The following is an 18,435-nucleotide window of genomic DNA, read 5'->3' as shown; positions in this document are numbered from 1 at the left end:
CTGAGGTGGAAGCGTGGTGACACGTGGAGCTGACAGATACTAATAGATCGAGGACTTAACCTATATTCTAATGTGAAAAATGAACATTGTTATCTAGTTTTGAGAGAACATTCTCTCCATCAGGTTTGGTGGCGATAGCGAAGAGGTCACACCCGTTCCCATACCGAACACGGAAGTTAAGCTCTTCAGCGCCGATGGTAGTTGGGGGTTTCCCCCTGTGAGAGTAGGACGCCGCCAAGCTTTTTGTTTATATCCTTCCAATGGAAGAAGTTACTTTATCCATTCCGCAGTAGCTCAGTGGTAGAGCTATCGGCTGTTAACCGATCGGTCGTAGGTTCGAGTCCTACCTGCGGAGCCATGCTTCCATAGCTCAGTAGGTAGAGCACTTCCATGGTAAGGAAGAGGTCAGCGGTTCGAGCCCGCTTGGAAGCTTTCCTCTATATGTTGATATGACAAGGTTTCTCGATGATGAGAAGGCTTTTTTTTATGTCTTTTTTAATTGCTGGGGGACGCAATGGGGACGCATTATCGAATTTGCAATAAGTTTGATATAGCTTCTGCATAACCTAAACGATGATAGACAGATTTGATATTAAACCCAGATATTTTGCCGATTTGATTTATTAGCATAGTAGCATGAGTGTGACGCATATCATGCAAATGAATTTTCTTATATCGTGCTTTTTTGCGAATCGCTCCCACTATTTATTTAAATATAAAAAGGTAGTTGAGAACGTACAATGCTAATTCGTCTAGTTGATGACAGAGCAAGGCATTCCATTGGTCAACGTTGTGCCACATAAAAGATGGAACGGTTCGAAGATAAAAGCAGCTCTTCAAAAAGCATTGAAAAAGTGAAAAAGGTAAAGCCTCTGATCATAGAGAACAGGGGCTTTTTTGATGTTATTTTTCAACGTTCTTTTTTTGAAGTGAATCCTTATCTCAAAATCCTTTTTCTTTTCTCTGTTACTTTATCGAGTGATTCTAGGTATATGAAAAAGTATTGTTTCCACACAATTTTACACTAATTATGTTTCTCCTCCTGAAAATGTAGTTGATAGAATTTCATCTTCCTTTTATGCATTTTAAATGTGTCGAATTTGTGAAATAAACAATTTCCACAAACTAAAATATGTGGTAGGTCTGTCTATAGTAGGTAACACGCTACTCATTGTTATGGTGAGTATTAATAGAAGGAGTTTTCATGATTATTGCCATAACTGGTGTTGCAGATAGTAGTAAAGTTAGAGAGCCAAAAGGTGATCTGCATTATTACTGTACACATGCCTTAGAAATCGGAAATTCTAAGGAAGAGCTTCTCATCTAAATGGACTTTGTAGACAAGCTCGAAAAAAATTACATGGAGGTAATAGGAAATGAGAATTAACCACAATATCGCGGCACTTAACACACTGAACCGTTTATCTGCTAACAACGGTGCGAGCCAAAAGAACATGGAGAAGCTTTCTTCTGGTCTTAAAATCAACCGTGCAGGAGATGACGCAGCAGGTCTTGCAATCTCTGAAAAAATGCGTGGACAAATCCGCGGATTAGAAATGGCTTCAAAAAACGCACAGGACGGTATCTCTCTTATCCAAACAGCTGAGGGGGCATTGACTGAAACTCACTCAATCCTTCAACGTGTTCGTGAACTAGTCGTTCAAGCTGGAAATACTGGTACACAGGATAAAGAGTCTGACCTTCAATCTATCCAAGATGAAATTAAAGCTTTACAAGAAGAAGTAGATGGAATTTCAAATCGTACAGAGTTTAACGGTAAAAAATTATTAGATGGTTCGTTTAAAGGAACCCCAGGAACACCAGCAATTCCGCCGACAGATCCAGATGATCCAGATACAGGTACACCTGCAGTTCCAGCAAGTGGTAATGCTTTAGTGTTCCAAATCGGTGCTAATGCAACTCAACAAATCTCAGTTCATATTGATAAAATGAGTACAGATGCATTGGGAGTGAAAGGTGCTAATGGAATTGTAGCGAATCAAGCGATTAAAGACATCGATGTAAGAAAGTTTGCTGATAATGCAGCAGATGCTACTGATGTTGGTTTTGATACTCAACTAAGTATTGTTGATGCAGCTATTAACCAAGTATCTGCTCAACGTGGAAAACTTGGTGCAGTACAAAACCGTCTAGAGCACACGATTAACAACTTGGGTGCATCTGCTGAAAACTTAACTGCTGCTGAGTCTCGTATTCGTGACGTTGACATGGCGAAAGAAATGAGTGAGTTCACAAAGAACAACATTCTTTCTCAAGCGTCTCAAGCTATGCTTGCACAAGCGAATCAACAGCCGCAAAATGTACTTCAATTATTACGTTAATCAACCAAAAGCCCCTTTTATATAGGGGCTTTTGTTGTTTGTTTTAAATGTTGGACATGCTCAGTGACAAATAGACAATAGACTCATGAATGGAATAAATCGATTGGTAAGTAAGCCTTGTATCAATTTTCTATACATTCCTTCTTTTTGTGCTTGATTCCTTAGTTCCTTTCTTATATTCTTACTAAAGTGAAGATAATCCTCTCTAACAAAAGACTCTGTACGTTCCTCTTTTTCCCCGAAATTGAATGGTTATTGTTTGTTCCTTTCTGTATCTCCGGGTTTTATTCGCCTTCTTTTTCCTTGTACGGTATGTATATAAAAAGGAGTAGATGGTTTGAAAGATTTATTTGTAAAGCAAGAATGGTTTGGATATGTGCGTCAGGATGTGCTGGCGGGTATTTTAGTGGCTCTGGCTTTAATTCCTGAGGCGATTGCGTTTTCGATTATTGCGGGCGTTGATCCAAAGATTGGGTTGTATGCTTCGTTTTGTATTGCCATTGTCATTTCGTTTGTTGGTGGACGGCCAGGTATGATTTCGGCCGCTACAGGGGCTATGGCTCTGGTTATGGTTAATTTGGTAGCCGATCATGGATTGCAGTACTTGTTTGCGGCTACGATTTTAACAGGCCTGATTCAAATTGTGTTTGGAATGTGTCGTGTTTCTCGTCTGATGAAATTTATTCCGAGGTCTGTGATGGTTGGTTTTGTTAATGCATTGGCAATTATGATCTTCATGGCACAGCTGCCGCATTTCGTTGGGGAATCCATGGCTATGTATGTCATGACAGGTGGAGCATTGTTGATCATTTATGTATTGCCGATGGTCACAAAAGTTATTCCCTCTCCACTTATTGCAATTATTGTGATGACGATGATTGCTGTATTTGGGCATATTGATGTCAGAACGGTTGGAGACATGGGAGAGCTTCCTAGCTCTTTGCCAACTTTTCTTATTCCCAATGTACCGTTTAGCTGGGAAACACTTGCTATCATTTTTCCTTATTCCTTAGCACTTGCGATGGTTGGTTTACTTGAATCTTTATTAACAGCACAAATTGTAGATGATATGACGGAAACGTCTAGTCGTAAAAATAAGGAAGCGAGAGGCCAAGGAATTGCCAATGTGGTGGCAGGATTTTTTGGCGGTATGGCTGGCTGTGCGATGATTGGTCAATCTGTGATTAATACAAAGGCAGGGGGACGAGGCCGGCTTTCTACCTTTGTGGCTGGTGCATTTTTAATGGTATTGATTTTTGTGCTTGGTGATGTGGTTGTTCAAATTCCAATGGCTGCTCTTGTGGCTGTCATGATCATGGTTTCTATTGGTACCTTTGATTGGAGTTCATTCCAGCAGCTGAAAAAGAACCCAAAAACAGATTCTCTTGTGATGCTTGTCACGGTCGTGACGGTGGTGTTCACTCATGATTTATCCAAGGGTGTTTTTGCAGGGGTGCTGCTTAGTGCCGTATTCTTTGTGGCTAAAATATCAAAACTGCATATTACCTCTACAGAAAGCCAAGCTGGTACATGGGTTTACCGAATTAAGGGTCAAATTTTCTTTGCTTCCGTGACTGAATTGATTCAAGCCTTCCATCATGGAAACGACCTGAACACGGTTGTGATTGATTTGTCTGAAGCGCGTATATGGGACGAATCAGGTGTGGCCGCAATTGAACGTGTGAAGGGAAAATATCGTACAGCTGGTGTAGAAGTGGACGTAGTTGGAATGGATACGTCTAGTCAAAAACTTATGAAACAAGTGATCGGATCTTAAAGAGACTGTTCTGTTTGTTACAATAGAACAAGGAAGAAAGTGAAGGATGGAGGTGGCCGGCATGCTTGTCCGTTTGAATCAGGTGCTCGGCCGGATGATGCCGCTCATTACGCCTGTCAGCGTGCTACTTGGTGTATTATTGGCGGCGTATTTAAAAGATTTCACCTTTTTGGTGCCTTGGGTGTTTGCTGTGATGACATTTTCAGGGAGCTTGTCATCTACTTTTTCAGCTTTAAAACATACGGTGATGCATCCATTGCCTTTGATTTTATCGTTTATGATTTTGCATGTGCTGATGCCCCTTTATGCATGGTCGGCGGGGCATTTGATATTTGCAGGTGATGCTATGACGATCACCGGTTTGACGCTTGCGATGGTGATTCCGACAGGTGTGTCTAGTTTAATATGGGCGGCAATGTATAAAGGGAATGTGGGGTTAACGTTATCTATCATATTAATTGATACATTGCTTTCGCCATTGATTGTGCCAGTAAGCTTGTCAATCTTCGTTGGTACACAGGTCCATATGGACATGGTGGCGATCATGAAAGGACTATTCGGTATGGTGGTGTTGCCCTCTATTTTAGGGATGCTCGTTCGTCAGTATGCAAAGCCATCGGTGACAAAAGCAATGAGTCAGACCTTGGCTCCTTTTTCAAAATTAGGCTTGTTTGTTGTCGTATCGATTAACAGTTCTGTTGTCGCCCCATATTTGCGTGAACTGGATGCTGCATTTTTTAGCAAAGCAGCGACTGTCTTTTTCATTGCAATGAGTGGGTATGCTTTTGCGTGGTTGATTGGAAAGGCGATGAAATGTACCCAAGGAGAAATTGTGGCGATTGTGTATACGGGCGGTATGCGGAACATTAGCGCGGGTGCTGTGCTTGCCATTAGCTTTTTCCCGCCTGCTGTTGCTGTTCCTGTCGTGATTGGCATGCTGTTTCAGCAAGTGCTTGCAGCCTTGTTTGGCTTTTTACTTCATCGTTTCGAGCTGAAAGTACCTGCTGTGACTAAGTCTTTATCATGAAAAAACCTCCAACCTTTAAGGTGGAGGCTTTTTTGCGATTAATAGATGAGGTATTTCTTCCGTTTCTTTTCGAATGTCTTTAGATCATGGTGGTATTGTTTCATGATGTGTTTGATGGAAGTGCCTTTATTGATTTCTTCTTTGATCCAGCTATTCCCGATGAGTTTATCAAAGCTGCCTGTTTGTAGGAATTGAAAGTCATTAGGATACAAGTCATGTATTGCTTTGATGATGGATAGACCTGTTTTGACTGCTTCGAATGATTTTCGGTCTGTGACATAAAGCTGTACCCCGTGAGACAAAGTCCCGGCATGTTTTGAAAAGGTAGGGGTAAATGAGACAGGTCTAAATTGAACGCCTTTTAGTTTTAACCCATTTAAATGATCTGCTAGCTCATTGCTATTGATATATGGAGCGCCAATGAGTTCGAACGGTTTTGTCGTTCCTCTGCCTTCAGAAACGTTTGTGCCTTCGATTAATCCTGTTGCTGGGTAAACAAAGGTACTGTCAACGGTCGGCATGTTAGGTGAAGGGAGGACGAACGGCAGCTTCGTGTCATCGAACGTCATGGATCGTTTCCAATGTTTCATTTTGATCACTTTTACATCAGCGTTGATATGAAACTCTTTGTTAAACATGTATGCAAGTTCTCCAGTTGTCATCCCATGTCTTAATGGGATGGGATAGAGACCTACAAAAGAGGCGTGTTCTGGCTCTAATACGGGTCCTTCTACTTTTAGCCCGCCTATTGGGTTTGGACGATCTAAGACAACAAATGGAATGTTGTTTTCCTTAGCTGCTTCCATTGCATACGCCATCGTGTAAATATAGGTGTAATAACGAGCACCAACGTCTTGAATATCAAATAGCAGGACATCTACATTTTTGAGCATTTCAGGAGTTGGCTTTCTTGTTTTTCCATAAAGAGAGTAAACAGGCAGGCCTGTTTTTTCGTCAGTATACGATTCGACGCCTTCTCCTGCTTGTGCATCACCGCGCACGCCATGTTCAGGCCCATACAAGGCAGTCAGTTTAATATTGGGGTGTTCAAATAGCAGATCGACACTGCTTTTCATGTTTGCATCAATGCCTGTAGGATTCGTAATAAGCCCTACTTTTTTCCCTTTAAGCCAAGAGAGGTTACTTGAGAGTAATGTTTCGATACCTGTTTTGACTGTTGCTTTTTTTCCTTTTGTATCTGTTCGTTCTGAATCTGCGGGGGAGGCGGCGGTCAATGTGCTGATCATGAGAATGCTAGCGAGTATCAAGCTTGCTGTCTTTTTCAAGAGAATCCCTCCTATTTGATCTGTTTTCCTTTTAAATTGAGTCCATAGCCAAATGGGTAAAGGGTTTGATTAGGATGAGTGACTGATGGGATAGCGACGGGTAATTTCCCTTTAGGTGAGGCCGCTCCAAAAATCACTTCTAGTCCCGCAGGAATATTCGGTTGATTGAATTGTCCGTTTGAGTACCCTTTAAAACCGTACACAGCTAGTAAGGCATCGGCTTCTTCAAAATTTGCCGCATCATAAGGGTTTCGGAGACTCATGATGACCAATTTTTTGTTTTGTGCTGCTGCTTCTTTCATGACAGCACGAGGGAAGGCCGTTGCCCATTTTTTCGGATCCTGTACACCGTCATCAATGACGCCATCATTCACAGCCGGGTCATTTTGGACAACGTAAGAGCCGGTAATGACATAGTCAGCATCTTGAATGAGTTTGGCTGTTTCTTTGGAGAAGCTCTTATCTGCAAATGCGTATGATTGGATACGCACAGGTTTGATCTTTTTTTGTTTGATTAGTGATTCAATTGTGACGGACATTGCTTTTGTTTGATCTTCGTACGGTGCCATGAGTACGATTTTGTCATTCTTTTTAGACTTAAAAGGCAAGGTTTTGTCGTTGTTTTTAAGGAGAGTGATTCCTTCACGTGCCATTTTTTGTTCTGCTTTTCGGTGCGACTTTTGACCAACGAGCTGTGTGGCTTTTTTGATTTTCTTCTCAAGGCTTACTGATTTATTGGCGGAAATGATGCCGCGTTTGATCTTTAATTGAAGGATTTTTTCGACAGATTGATTGATCTGAGATATCGGGATTTCTTTTGTGAGAACTGCTCTTTTTAAAGCATTGAACACATTCTCTAGGTTTTTTTCTGTCTTTAAGGACGTGACAGGTGCTGGCATGAGGGCAATGTCGACGCCTGCTTTAATAGCCATTACCACAGCTTCTTCCTGTCCGAAGTTATCTGCAATCGCTTTCATATTGAGGGCGTCTGTTACAACCACTCCTTGAAAGCCCATGTCTTCTTTTAATAAATTTGTGATGACTTTTTTTGATAAGGTCGCTGGAACCATAATGTCCTCGCCATCTTTTTTGCTTTTATACGTTGTGTCATCAATGGCTGGGAATTGAACATGAGCAGTCATGACCATATCTGCCCCTGCGTTGATTGCTTGTTGAAATGGATACAGCTCCACCTTTTTAAGACGATCTAGATCATGTTCGACAAGCGGAAGACCGTAGTGACTATCAACAGCTGTATCACCATGTCCCGGGAAATGCTTTAATGTGGAAATGGTCTTTTCCTTTTGAAGTCCTTTCATGGTTTGCAGACCAAGTCTCGTGACAAGTTCAGGGTCAGAGCTAAAGGAACGGACACCGATGACGGGGTTATTCGGGTTATTATTTACATCAAGAACAGGAGAGAAATTTGTATTGATACCTAGAGCGTTTAATTCTTTGCCGATGATTTTTCCAGTGTCATAAGCATTTTTCTTACTTCGAGAGGCACCAATCGACATATTTCCTGGGAAATGTGTTCCCTTTTGTAGTCTTGTGACGATTCCGCCTTCTTGATCAATGGAAATGAGTAAAGGAATGTTGGGTGATGCTTGTTGAAATTCATGTGTGAGTTTGACGGTTTGTTTCGTATCAACGACATTTTCTGCAAATAAGATGACACCGCCTAAATGATATTTCTCTACAAGGTGAGAAACTTCTTTATTCATTTTTGTGAAGCCTGTAGGAGCGGATTCACCTTCTGCTTGCCAATTGCGAAAGTCTGGCATGAGCATTTGGCCAATTTTTTCATCCAAGGACATGTCCTGAACCATTTGTTTGGCAGTTGGGAGAGGGGCGGAGCTCACCTTTTCCGTTGGAATGGAAGAGGTGAGCAGGGCCAAAACGAGTGCAGCGGGGAACAGAGCTTTTAACATCGAATTCCTCCTTTTACTTAAAAGATTCGTAGATTGCAGTCATGATGCTTCCATAAGTACCAGTTGGGAAAAGGTCACCTTCAAATTGATTTGGGTTGACTTCAGGTGAAACGACGGGTGAATGCTTTTTATTTGTCAGCAAGACGACGCCTAGATTGTGTTTTGGATCAATCAATGTCATCGTTCCGGTCCAGCCTGTGTGTCCATAGGCTTCTTTACTTGCGTATTTTCCAAACATCCATTCCATGTCAGTATTGCCGTTTTTCCGCCAGCCTAGCCCGTAAGTTGGGTTCGTGTCTGATGATTCCGTAAAGAGATCGATAGAAGCTTGGTCAAAGATGGTTGTTTTCCCATAGCCTCCTTTATTGAGCATCAGCTGAAGCAGTACGGCCATATCTGATGTATTAGAGAAAAGTCCAGCATGTCCGGAGACACCTGCCATTGAGTAATAGGCTTTCTCATCGTGGACTTCACCTAGCAAGGTATACCTGCGAATGTTTTCAAAATCAATGACGCCGTCGCGTGTATTGCCTAGACGCTCGGTTGCTGCAAAATGCTTTGGCTTGAATCCCTTTTTCAGCGGATTGAACATGGTATGTTTTAGACCAAGCGGTCGATAAATCGTCGACTCTACATATTGATCAAGTGGCATACCGGTTTTTTTCTCAATGATCATGCCTAACAGCATGTAATCAATATCACTATAAATATGCTGAGTGCCTGGCTTGTATTGCAGAGGCACCTTTGGCAGCCATTTCATGGTTGTTTGTCTATCTTGAGAGAAAAAAGAGCCCGCTTGCTCTTTGCTATAAAATAAAACACTTGAAGGCAGTCCGGCAGAATGGGTGAGAAGATCCTTGACTCGAAGCTGATCTTTGCCGGTTACCTTTGCATCTGGTTCATCTTGAAAGTCAGGCAGGATGGTTTGTATTTTTTCATTTACATCTAGTTTTTGTTCATATACTAGCTTTTGCAGGGCATAGTTGGTGGCATACATTTTTGTATTGGATGCCAAATCGAACAGTGTGTTCTTTTTCATTTTCTTATAGAATTTGAGTTCGGTTGTCCCTTTATATTTTTGTCTGTAGCCATAGGCTTTTTGATGGACGATCTGACCATCCTTGATAATGATGAGTGCTGCCCCTGGAAATCCTGCTTTGATATCGTTTTGAATCATGTGACCAACCTTCCTAAGCTGCCTAGAAGAAAAACCTACTTGTTCCGGTCGTTTTGCTTTTTTTAAGACGGGATATTCTTCAGGTGCTGTTTTAGACAAAGACGATACAGGATGGGAGCTAGTTGCAAATGTTTGTACTGGTAACCCAAGGAGCATGAACAGACTTGTGATGATGAGAAAATATTTCTTCAAGAGCTAGACCTCCTATTGCTAATTTTCTTGAATTCAACAGCCATATCATCATGAAATCCAAATAAGTATGTGAAGATAAATCCAGCGACATATGCAATAAAGAGTCCTATTAAGTAAAGTAGCATTTGATGTGTGTGAACGATAAAGGTTAATGGGAGACCTGATACCCCGATTGCTTTAGTGGCGATTTGGAAATAGGCTTGAAATGCTCCGCCGATTCCAGCGCCGAGACAAGCAGTGAGGAAGGGTCTTCCGAGCGGGAGTGTGACACCGAAAATGAGCGGTTCTCCAATTCCAAGCATTCCTGAAGGAAGTCCGCCTGCAATGGCTCTTTTCAGCTTTTTCTTTTTTGTTTTCATATAAATGGCAAAGGCAGCACCGACCTGTCCTGCGCCTCCCATAGCGAGGATTGGCAGAAGCGGGTCATCTCCAATTGAATTAATCAGTTCCATATGAATAGGTGTTAGGCCTTGGTGAAGTCCAGTGACAACAAGAGGAAGGAAGGTCGCACCAAGAACAAATCCGGCAAAAATACCGCCAATGTTTAATAGATAAGTAAGTCCAGAGGTGATGGCATCAGATATAAATCCGCCGACTGGCATGAAGATAACGTACGTGAAAATGCCTGTAATGAGTAGTGTGATGGTTGGTGTGACGATGATATCGAGTGATTGCGGGACGAAGCGTCTGATCCGGGTTTCAACAAGTGCCATAAAAATAGCTGCAAGAAGAACACCGATAAGTCCGCCTCTGCCTGGTAGAATATTAGTGCCAAATAACATAATATCAGCGGCAGCTGGGTTAATGATGAGAATACCTGCTAATGCGCCTAATGCAGGAGAGCCACCAAATTCTTTTGCGGCGTTTGTTCCGACTAATATACCGAGATAAGCAAACAAGCCTGAGCCTATAACGGTTAGGATAATCGCAGCTTGAGATTTTTCATCGAGCCAGCCTGCTTGCACGATCGCTTTTGTAATACCCGTAATAAGACCCGATGCAACGAGTGCTGGAATAATGGGAATGAAAATGCTGGCGATCCGCCGTAAGAACAGCTTGAATGGTGTGCGGTTCTTTTGTGAAATGGCTTGTTTGTTTTTCTGTGCTTCGTTGTTTAAGTCATATGAACCTGAGGCATTGAGCAGCTGTTCAAACGCACTTGATACTTGGTTGACAACACCTGTGCCTAAAATGATTTGCAGTGTTTCCGCTTCGACGACGCCAATGACGCCATCGAGTTCTTTGATCGCGGTGGTTTGCACTTTTTCACGATCAATGGGTGTAATTCGGAGACGTGTCATACAATGTGTGTGGGAAGAGATGTTTTCAGAACCACCACAGAGTGAAAGGATTTCTTTCGCCAACTGCTGATATTTTTTTTGATGACTCATGTTGAATCCCCCTTTGTTTTTCGTTTCATGGAGCGGATGGCATGCCTTGTTTTGTCAATATATTGTGCTGTCTGTTCATATTGACGGGAGGCTAAACTGAGGAACAAGACATCGATTAAATAGAGCTGTGCCATTCTAGAGGAAGTGGCAGCACTGCGAAAAGGTGCTTCATTGGAACCGGACGTTGATAGATGGACATCACACAATGCAGAAACGCTTGTATGCCCTGGATGCGTTAAAGCAATGGTTTTTACTTCATTTTCTTTGGCGAGCTGAAGGGCTTGGATGATGTCTAACGTTTCTCCAGAAAAGGATATACCGAACACAATGTCATTCTTTCCAGCATTTGCGATGACCGTAGATGCGATGTGCATGTCAGTGAAGGCTGTGGCTGCATAATTGATTCTGAGAAATTTCTGCTGGGCATCAGCTGCGACGATGCCAGATGCACCCACACCGATAAAATGGATTTGGTTTGCATTCAGCAGCAGTTGAACAGCCTTTTCTAAAGCTTCTACATTTAATATAGAGGCTGTATCTTTGATCGATTGAATGGTGTTTCCTGCTGTCTTTTGAATAATGGATTGAAGTGGTTCATCTTGTTCGATATCCCGGTAGCCTTGTTTATCAGTGTGCATTAAGTCTCCAGCGATCCGCATTTTCAAATCGTGATAGCCATCCAGCCCGAGAGACTTACAGAGACGGATGACGGCAGAGCTGCTTGCACCGGCAGCCTGACTGATTTCATGCACTGTGCTTTTAATGACTTTGTCAGGATGGGCAAGGATATAGTCTGCAATGATTTTTTCAGATTGGGGAAGCTTGGATTTCATTGTGTGTAGTAGGGTGAGTCCGCCTGCTGACATGAGTTTCTCCTTTAAGATTGATGACGTAAGATGGCTTTGTCGATGTGACCATCTGCTTTGTTGAGCAGGTCTTTGGCTGTCTTTTTATCTGTTTTGGTTTGGAGCATGACGATGGCTGTTTTAACTTCTAAATCGGCTGCTTCAAGGGCTTTTACGGCTTGTTCGTAGGAAGCATTGGTCACATGCTGAATGATGGTGATGGCGCGTTCTTTTAGTTTATGATTGCTTACTTTTACATCTACCATCAGGTTTTCATATACTTTGCCTTGTCTGATCATGACAGATGTGGAAAGCATATTTAAAATCATTTTATGAGCGGATGCGGCTTTCATTCGTGTTGACCCAGTGATGGCTTCTGGTCCTACGACGACTTCAATGGCGCAGTCTGCTAGTTCGCTAATCTCTGCTTGTTCATTGCAGCTGAGGGCTACTGTTTTTGCTCCAATGGTTCTAGCATAGTTTAAAGCGCCAATGATATAGGGTGTTCTACCGCTCGCCGCGATTCCGACAACCGTATCTTTTGATGTTAGGTGAATGTGTTCTAAATCTTTTTGACCAGCTTCTTCACTGTCTTCCACATCTTCTGCTGCATGTGAAAAGGCAGAGTCTCCACCGGCCATGATGCCTACGATGACATCAGGTGAAATGCTATAGGTAGGTGGACATTCGACCGCATCCATTACCCCAATTCTGCCGCTTGTTCCAGCGCCTAGATAAATGAGTCTGCCCCCATTCGAGATGGATGCAAAGGCAAAGTCACTTGCTGTCTTTACGTCTGGAAGGACACGGTTGACGGCTTGAGCGACCTTCATATCTTCCGCATTGATCATTTGGAGCATTTCTAGCGGGCTTGCTTGTGAAATTCCCATGGTGTTAGGGTTTCTTGATTCTGTTGTCAAAGAACGCAGTTGAGATGGCTGCATGTGACATACCTCCTTATTTCTTCATTTTCAGTATATTGAGTATGACATGAAATTTCAATATTATATTTAAATACTGAAATTATATTTCAGTCAAAATGTTGTGCTGATGAGGGTTGAATAGTTAGAAAATAAAAAAAATAAAAATCCCCTTTACAAAAGGGGGACAACCTGTATATAATAACTTTTGTCAGCTTCACGGAAACAGTAAACTTGACAAACTGGCCCGTTGGTCAAGCGGTTAAGACACCGCCCTTTCACGGCGGTAACACGGGTTCGAATCCCGTACGGGTCACCATGATGTGGAGGATTAGCTCAGCTGGGAGAGCATCTGCCTTACAAGCAGAGGGTCGGCGGTTCGAGCCCGTCATCCTCCACCATATGCCGGTGTAGCTCAACTGGTAGAGCAACTGACTTGTAATCAGTAGGTTGGGGGTTCAAGTCCTCTTGCCGGCACTGTTTTTCTTTTATCAATTCCATATGTGGAGGGGTAGCGAAGTGGCTAAACGCGGCGGACTGTAAATCCGCTCCCTCCGGGTTCGGCGGTTCGAATCCGCCCCCCTCCACCATTTTTGGGCTATAGCCAAGCGGTAAGGCAACGGACTTTGACTCCGTCATGCGTTGGTTCGAATCCAGCTAGCCCAGTTAAGACACCTTTTTTAAAAAGGTGTCTTTTTTTTATTTTGACGATTGGAATGTATAACTATTCAAAATATTGTTGAGTTGAGTCAGAAGGCACCGAGAAAGTAAAATATAAGCATGAACGGAAAGGGGATGTACATATGGGAGATCAAAAGAAGGTCACGATTGTTGGGGTGCCGATGGATCTCGGTCAAATGAGAAGGGGCGTTGATATGGGGCCGAGTGCCATTCGCTGTGCTGGTGTAAAAGAAAAATTGGAATCGCTTTCATTTGATGTCGAAGATCTAGGGGACATTCCCGTTGAGCAAAGGGATGATGAGAAAGGTCTCTATACAAGTGAAAAACTGAAAAACTTAACGGAGAATGCTGGCGCAAACCAGCTTCTTGCTGAAAAGGTTAGCAGTATTGTGCAGTCAGGTTCGTTTCCGCTGATTTTAGGCGGGGATCATAGCATTGCAATTGGTACACTAGCCGGTGTAGCCAAGCATTATGAAAATTTGGGTGTCATTTGGTATGATGCACACGGTGATTTAAATACAGAGGAAACCTCTCCTTCTGGAAATATTCATGGGATGCCGCTTGCTGTCAGTCTCGGATTTGGGCATGCTGATCTAATCAATATTGGCGGTTATACACCTAAAGTAAAGCCTGAGAATGTGATCTTGATTGGTGCTCGTTCTTTAGATGAAGGAGAGCGGGCATTAATTAGAGAAAAAGGCATTAAAGTGTATACGATGCATGAAATAGATCGATTAGGGATGACGAGAGTAATGGAGGAAGCCATTGCGTATTTAAAAGAAAGAACAGATGGTGTTCATTTGTCGCTTGATTTAGATGGGCTAGATCCTGCGGAGTGCCCTGGCGTGGGAACGCCGGTTGCTGGCGGCATCAGTTATAGGGAGAGTCATCTAGCAATGGAGCTTTTAGAGGAAGCAGGTATTTTGACTTCTGCTGAGTTTGTTGAGGTGAATCCGGTATTAGATGAGAAAAATAAAACAGCAGAAGCGGCAGTTGCATTAATTGGTTCTTTAATGGGTGAAAAGCTATTATAGAGCGGGACTTGTTCCCGTTCTTTTTTTAATTTTGGGGAAATTTAAGGATATGTTAAGGTTTTTACCGGCTGATAAGCGTAACATGCTGTCAAAAATTTGTTACACTATTTTTTAGAGGAGAATGAAACCTTTTGGAACGAGGTTCGTATACATAAAGACCGGTGAAGGCAGAGGTTGAATATACTATGGAAACAATGATTAAAAAGAGAATTAAGCAAGTGAAAAAAGGCGACCAGAACGCATTTGCAGACATCGTAGACCTGTATAAAGACAAAATTTATCAGCTGTGCTATCGTATGCTTGGGAATGCACATGAAGCAGAAGATATTGCGCAGGAGGCGTTTATTCGTGCCTATGTGAATATTGAGAGCTTTGATGTGAATCGTAAGTTTTCCACGTGGCTGTACCGCATTGCAACCAACCTGACCATCGACCGTATTCGTAAAAAAAAGCCGGATTATTATTTAGATGCAGAGGTGGCAGGGACAGAAGGACTGAATATGTATTCTCAAATTGCGGCTGACGGCATTTTGCCAGAGGACGAGGTGGTGTCGCTTGAATTATCGAGCACCATTCAGCAAAAAATTTTAAGATTACCCGATAAATATCGCTCGGTCATCGTATTAAAGTATATTGATGAACTCTCGTTAAAAGAAATTAGTGAGATTCTGAATATACCAGTTGGTACGGTGAAAACGAGAATACACAGGGGTAGAGAGGCTCTCCGGAAACAGTTGAGAGACCTTTGAGTGAGGTGATTTTGATGAGCTGTCAGGAAAAAATCGTCCTGCTTATGCATCAGTATTTAGACGGGGACATAGAGCCCGAAGATGAAAAAGAATTAAAGAGCCATCTGCAATCGTGTGAGGAATGCCGTACTCATTTTCAACAAATTGAGAAATCCATCGCGCTCGTGCAGAGTACATCTCATATAGAAGCACCATCTGATTTCACTGCAAAGGTGATGGCAGGTCTTCCAAAGGAGAAAAAGCGTGTGTCGATTCAAAGATGGATCAAAGCTCATCCGCTAATGGTCGCCGCTGCCCTCTTTGTCATATTGATGGGAGGCAGTCTGTTTACAAGCTGGAATACGGATCATAATTTCAGTGTGTCAAAGCAGCCGAATCTCGTGGTTGAAAATGATACAGTGACGGTACCTAAAGGGGAAACCGTCAAAGGTGATGTCACTGTGAAAAATGGCAAGCTGATTGTAGAAGGCAAGGTTGATGGAAACGTAACAGTCGTCAATGGAGAACAGCTGACTGCTTCTGCCGGACAAGTCACTGGTCAAATCAATGAAATTAATGAAGTGTTTGATTGGGTTTGGTACAAAATGAAATCTACAGCACAAGATGTGATGCGGGTCATTGGTCCAGAGGAGCAAAAGTAAATCAAACAGTTTGAGAGCAGTCTCTAAGGGGACTGCTCTTTTTCTATTGATGGACAGACTTGAATGCCAGCCAGATATGGCAACTATTTTCCTTGCTGAAACAAAATGTGGTATAATAGCCACGCTATGTACTTACACATAGGCTCTTTTTTTATAAAAAATGAATCGAACGAAGAATAACTGAAAATTCTGGAGGACGAGGAAATGGCTTTAGGGGATATTCCTTTTTTGCAGTACCTCGGTAATGCTGTTGATATTCTCGTTGTTTGGTATGTGATATATAAATTAATGATGGTCATCCGCGGAACAAAAGCGGTTCAGCTTTTAAAGGGAATTGTCGTCATTGTTCTCGTCAGGATGGGGAGTGCGTATCTCGGTCTTAACACACTTCAATGGCTGATGGATCAAGCGATTACGTGGGGGTTCCTTGCGATCATTATTATTTTTCAGCCAGAGCTAAGGAGAGCGCTTGAACAGCTTGGGCGCGGCCGTTTCTTCTCTAGAAGCGGAACACCTGTAGAGGAACAGCAGCAGAAAACGATCGAGGCAATTACAAAAGCAATTAACTATATGGCAAAACGAAGAATAGGCGCGCTGTTAACGATTGAGCGCGATACTGGGATGAATGATTACATAGAGACCGGAATTCCTTTAAATGCAAAGGTGAGTTCTGAGCTGCTGATTAATATCTTCATTCCGAATACACCGCTTCATGACGGCGCTGTGATTATGAAGCGTGATGAGATTGCAGCTGCAGCGTGTTATTTACCGCTGTCTGAAAGTCCTTTTATCTCTAAGGAGCTCGGTACACGTCACCGCGCGGCAGTTGGTATTAGTGAAGTAACGGACAGTTTAACCGTCATCGTCTCCGAGGAGACAGGCGGCATTAGTGTCGCAAGAAATGGTGATCTCCATCGAGAATTGACAGAAGAAGCGCTTGAAGAAATGCTGATTGCTGAGTTTAGTAAGAACAGCAAAGATGCTTCCTCGACCAAATGGTATTGGAGGGGCAAGAAAAATGGATAAGATTTTGAATAATCGCTGGGCCGTTAAGTTTCTTGCATTGGTCTTCGCTTTATTGCTGTATGGTGCAGTCAATTCAGCGCAAGCGCCCACGCCGAAAAAAATCGGTGAATCCTTTTTCCCAACATCGACAACAGACGAAGCAACCTTAACGGACATTCCTGTTAAAGCATATTATGACGACGAAAAGTATGTAGTCACTGGTGTGCCGCAGACAGTCAATGTCACGATTAAAGGATCAACTAGTGCTGTGAAAACAGCAAGACAAACGAAAAATTTTGAAATTTACGCAGATATGCAAAACCTGACGACAGGTACACATAAAGTCGAATTGAAGGCAAGAGATGTATCGAAAGGAATCACGTTAACGATTAATCCGTCTGTGACGACTGTGACGATACAAGAAAAAACGACAGCTGAATTCCCTGTTGAAACGGAATTTTATAATCAAAATAAAATCAAAGACGGCTATTCACCAGAGCAGCCTATTGTGAATCCGAAAAATGTCACGGTTACTGGCTCAAAAGACGTGATCGACAAAATTTCTGTCATTAAAGCATTTGTGAACTTAGAGGATGTCGATCAGCAAATTGAGAAAGAAGCGAAGCTCACTGTGTATGATAGCAGTGGGAATGAGCTGCCGGTTGAAGTGAGTCCGTCTGTGGTAGATATTACGGTCCCGATTACGAGTCCAAGCAAGAAAGTTCCGTTTAAGATTGAGCGGACGGGCAGCTTGCCAGATGGGATCAGTATCTCAAGCATCGAGACAAGCCCAAGTGAGGTGACAGTCTTCGGTTCTCAAAAGGTGCTGGATGCACTTGATTTTATTGACGGCGTTAAGCTCGACCTAAGCAAGATTAAAGATGATACAGAGATTGATGCCGACATTCCACTGCCAGATGGTGTGAAAAAGGTATCGCCTGAAACTGTTAAGATCAAAGTGAAGGTTGCAACAGCTGAAGAAAAAAAGATCGATAATGTCCCAATTTCTGTCGTGGGTCTGAGCAAGGATCTTAGCTCTGCATTTGTGAGTCCGTCTTCAGGGCGTCTCACACTAACAGCAAAAGGTTCAAAGAGTGCAATCGATAAAATAAAGGCTTCAGATATTGAAGCCTATATCAATGTCGGGGACTTAAACGAAGGAACACATGAGGTCAAAGTACAAGTGAATGGCCCTCAAAATGTGACATGGACTTTATCTAGATCGAAGGTCAAAGTGAAACTGACTTCTACTGATACAGAAGATCAGCCGGCTTCTACGAATGATCGGAAAGATCAATCATCCGATGATGATCAGGAAGAGAAGAGTCAAAAGGAATCTACACAAGATAAAGCAAAAAAAGAATCAAATCAAAGACAGCGGGTCAAAGAAGATAACAAAGAGGACGCAGCGTCCTCTTGAATGGTAAAAAAGGAGCG

At 42.6% G+C, this 18,435-nt stretch carries 15 protein-coding genes, 7 tRNA genes and 1 rRNA gene; 17 read left to right on the top strand and 6 right to left on the bottom strand.

All coding sequences use genetic code 11. The annotated features are described in order from the left end of the window. Window positions 1-124 precede the first annotated feature (124 nt). The 7 genes from rrf to ES896_RS14640 all read left to right on the top strand — a co-directional run bounded on the left by rrf (window position 125) and on the right by ES896_RS14640 (window position 5,146). A 5S ribosomal RNA gene (rrf, locus tag ES896_RS14665) occupies window positions 125-240 on the top strand. Window positions 241-283: 43 nt separating this feature from the next. Continuing rightward, window positions 284-358, top strand: a tRNA-Asn gene (locus ES896_RS14660). A gap of 1 nt (window position 359) precedes the next feature. Beyond that, window positions 360-432: transfer RNA gene (locus tag ES896_RS14655), tRNA-Thr, on the top strand. Between the two features lie 772 nt (window positions 433-1,204). Continuing rightward, window positions 1,205-1,327, top strand: a complete 123-nt coding sequence (locus tag ES896_RS20425; RefSeq protein ID WP_017358868.1) for a hypothetical protein — start codon at window positions 1,205-1,207, stop codon at window positions 1,325-1,327. A gap of 49 nt (window positions 1,328-1,376) precedes the next feature. After that, window positions 1,377-2,342, top strand: a complete 966-nt coding sequence (gene hag, locus ES896_RS14650) for a flagellin Hag (RefSeq protein WP_017358869.1) — start codon at window positions 1,377-1,379, stop codon at window positions 2,340-2,342. 337 nt (window positions 2,343-2,679) lie between these two features. After that, a complete protein-coding gene (locus tag ES896_RS14645; RefSeq protein WP_056703684.1) occupies window positions 2,680-4,119 on the top strand; it encodes a SulP family inorganic anion transporter in 1,440 nt (479 codons plus the stop codon). A 61-nt stretch (window positions 4,120-4,180) separates the two neighbouring features. Further along, window positions 4,181-5,146 carry a bile acid:sodium symporter family protein gene (locus ES896_RS14640; RefSeq protein ID WP_056703690.1) on the top strand — a complete coding sequence of 322 codons (966 nt, stop codon included), beginning with the start codon at window positions 4,181-4,183 and terminating at the stop codon, window positions 5,144-5,146. Between the two features lie 38 nt (window positions 5,147-5,184). Here the strand turns inward: ES896_RS14640 and ES896_RS14635 are convergent, their stop codons facing one another. The 6 genes from ES896_RS14635 to murQ are packed head-to-tail and all read right to left on the bottom strand — an operon-like array spanning window position 5,185 to window position 12,912. Further along, window positions 5,185-6,393: an exo-beta-N-acetylmuramidase NamZ family protein gene (locus ES896_RS14635; protein WP_427214959.1), complete on the bottom strand. Its 1,209-nt coding sequence runs from the start codon at window positions 6,391-6,393 to the stop codon at window positions 5,185-5,187. Window positions 6,394-6,443: 50 nt separating this feature from the next. Continuing rightward, complete coding sequence (locus tag ES896_RS14630) at window positions 6,444-8,363, bottom strand: glycoside hydrolase family 3 protein (RefSeq protein WP_065459693.1); 1,920 nt, start codon at window positions 8,361-8,363, stop codon at window positions 6,444-6,446. Between the two features lie 13 nt (window positions 8,364-8,376). After that, window positions 8,377-9,732, bottom strand: coding sequence for a penicillin binding protein PBP4B (gene pbp4b / locus ES896_RS14625; RefSeq protein ID WP_135226942.1), 1,356 nt, complete (start codon window positions 9,730-9,732; stop codon window positions 8,377-8,379). Continuing rightward, a complete protein-coding gene (locus tag ES896_RS14620) occupies window positions 9,729-11,123 on the bottom strand; it encodes a PTS transporter subunit EIIC (protein ID WP_135226941.1) in 1,395 nt (464 codons plus the stop codon). The genes pbp4b and ES896_RS14620 overlap by 4 nt, the downstream gene beginning before the upstream one ends. Beyond that, complete coding sequence (locus tag ES896_RS14615; RefSeq protein WP_007498558.1) at window positions 11,120-11,989, bottom strand: MurR/RpiR family transcriptional regulator; 870 nt, start codon at window positions 11,987-11,989, stop codon at window positions 11,120-11,122. The genes ES896_RS14620 and ES896_RS14615 overlap by 4 nt, the downstream gene beginning before the upstream one ends. An 11-nt stretch (window positions 11,990-12,000) precedes the next feature. Beyond that, the gene (gene murQ, locus ES896_RS14610) at window positions 12,001-12,912 is read right to left on the bottom strand and encodes an N-acetylmuramic acid 6-phosphate etherase (protein ID WP_135226940.1); all 912 of its coding nucleotides are present in this window, start codon (window positions 12,910-12,912) and stop codon (window positions 12,001-12,003) included. A 220-nt stretch (window positions 12,913-13,132) separates the two neighbouring features. Between murQ and ES896_RS14605 the strand changes: the two genes are divergently transcribed. The 10 genes from ES896_RS14605 to ES896_RS14560 all read left to right on the top strand — a co-directional run bounded on the left by ES896_RS14605 (window position 13,133) and on the right by ES896_RS14560 (window position 18,418). After that, a tRNA-Glu gene (locus ES896_RS14605) sits at window positions 13,133-13,207 on the top strand. Window positions 13,208-13,213: 6 nt separating this feature from the next. Continuing rightward, window positions 13,214-13,289 (top strand) — tRNA-Val (locus ES896_RS14600). A 3-nt stretch (window positions 13,290-13,292) separates the two neighbouring features. Continuing rightward, a tRNA-Thr gene (locus tag ES896_RS14595) sits at window positions 13,293-13,365 on the top strand. Between the two features lie 28 nt (window positions 13,366-13,393). Further along, window positions 13,394-13,478 (top strand) — tRNA-Tyr (locus ES896_RS14590). A gap of 4 nt (window positions 13,479-13,482) precedes the next feature. After that, a tRNA-Gln gene (locus tag ES896_RS14585) sits at window positions 13,483-13,554 on the top strand. A gap of 137 nt (window positions 13,555-13,691) precedes the next feature. Next, the gene (gene rocF, locus ES896_RS14580; protein WP_039170230.1) at window positions 13,692-14,603 is read left to right on the top strand and encodes an arginase; all 912 of its coding nucleotides are present in this window, start codon (window positions 13,692-13,694) and stop codon (window positions 14,601-14,603) included. Window positions 14,604-14,788: 185 nt separating this feature from the next. Further along, a complete protein-coding gene (gene sigW / locus ES896_RS14575; RefSeq protein ID WP_007498553.1) occupies window positions 14,789-15,352 on the top strand; it encodes an RNA polymerase sigma factor SigW in 564 nt (187 codons plus the stop codon). Between the two features lie 14 nt (window positions 15,353-15,366). Continuing rightward, window positions 15,367-15,993 (top strand): anti-sigma-W factor RsiW, encoded by a 627-nt coding sequence (gene rsiW, locus ES896_RS14570; RefSeq protein ID WP_008344028.1) that lies wholly within the window; start codon window positions 15,367-15,369, stop codon window positions 15,991-15,993. 204 nt (window positions 15,994-16,197) lie between these two features. Further along, window positions 16,198-17,019, top strand: a complete 822-nt coding sequence (cdaA, locus tag ES896_RS14565; RefSeq protein WP_008344027.1) for a diadenylate cyclase CdaA — start codon at window positions 16,198-16,200, stop codon at window positions 17,017-17,019. Beyond that, window positions 17,012-18,418: a CdaR family protein gene (locus ES896_RS14560; protein ID WP_058214086.1), complete on the top strand. Its 1,407-nt coding sequence runs from the start codon at window positions 17,012-17,014 to the stop codon at window positions 18,416-18,418. The genes cdaA and ES896_RS14560 overlap by 8 nt, the downstream gene beginning before the upstream one ends. The last annotated feature ends 17 nt before the right edge of the window (window positions 18,419-18,435 follow it).

It is taken from the genome of Bacillus sp. 005/A4HT-01/001 (genome assembly GCF_004634445.1).
GTDB lineage: Bacteria > Bacillota > Bacilli > Bacillales > Bacillaceae > Bacillus > Bacillus altitudinis.
Note: the sequence above shows the minus strand (reverse complement) of the source record. Positions and strands in the feature narration are given on the sequence as shown.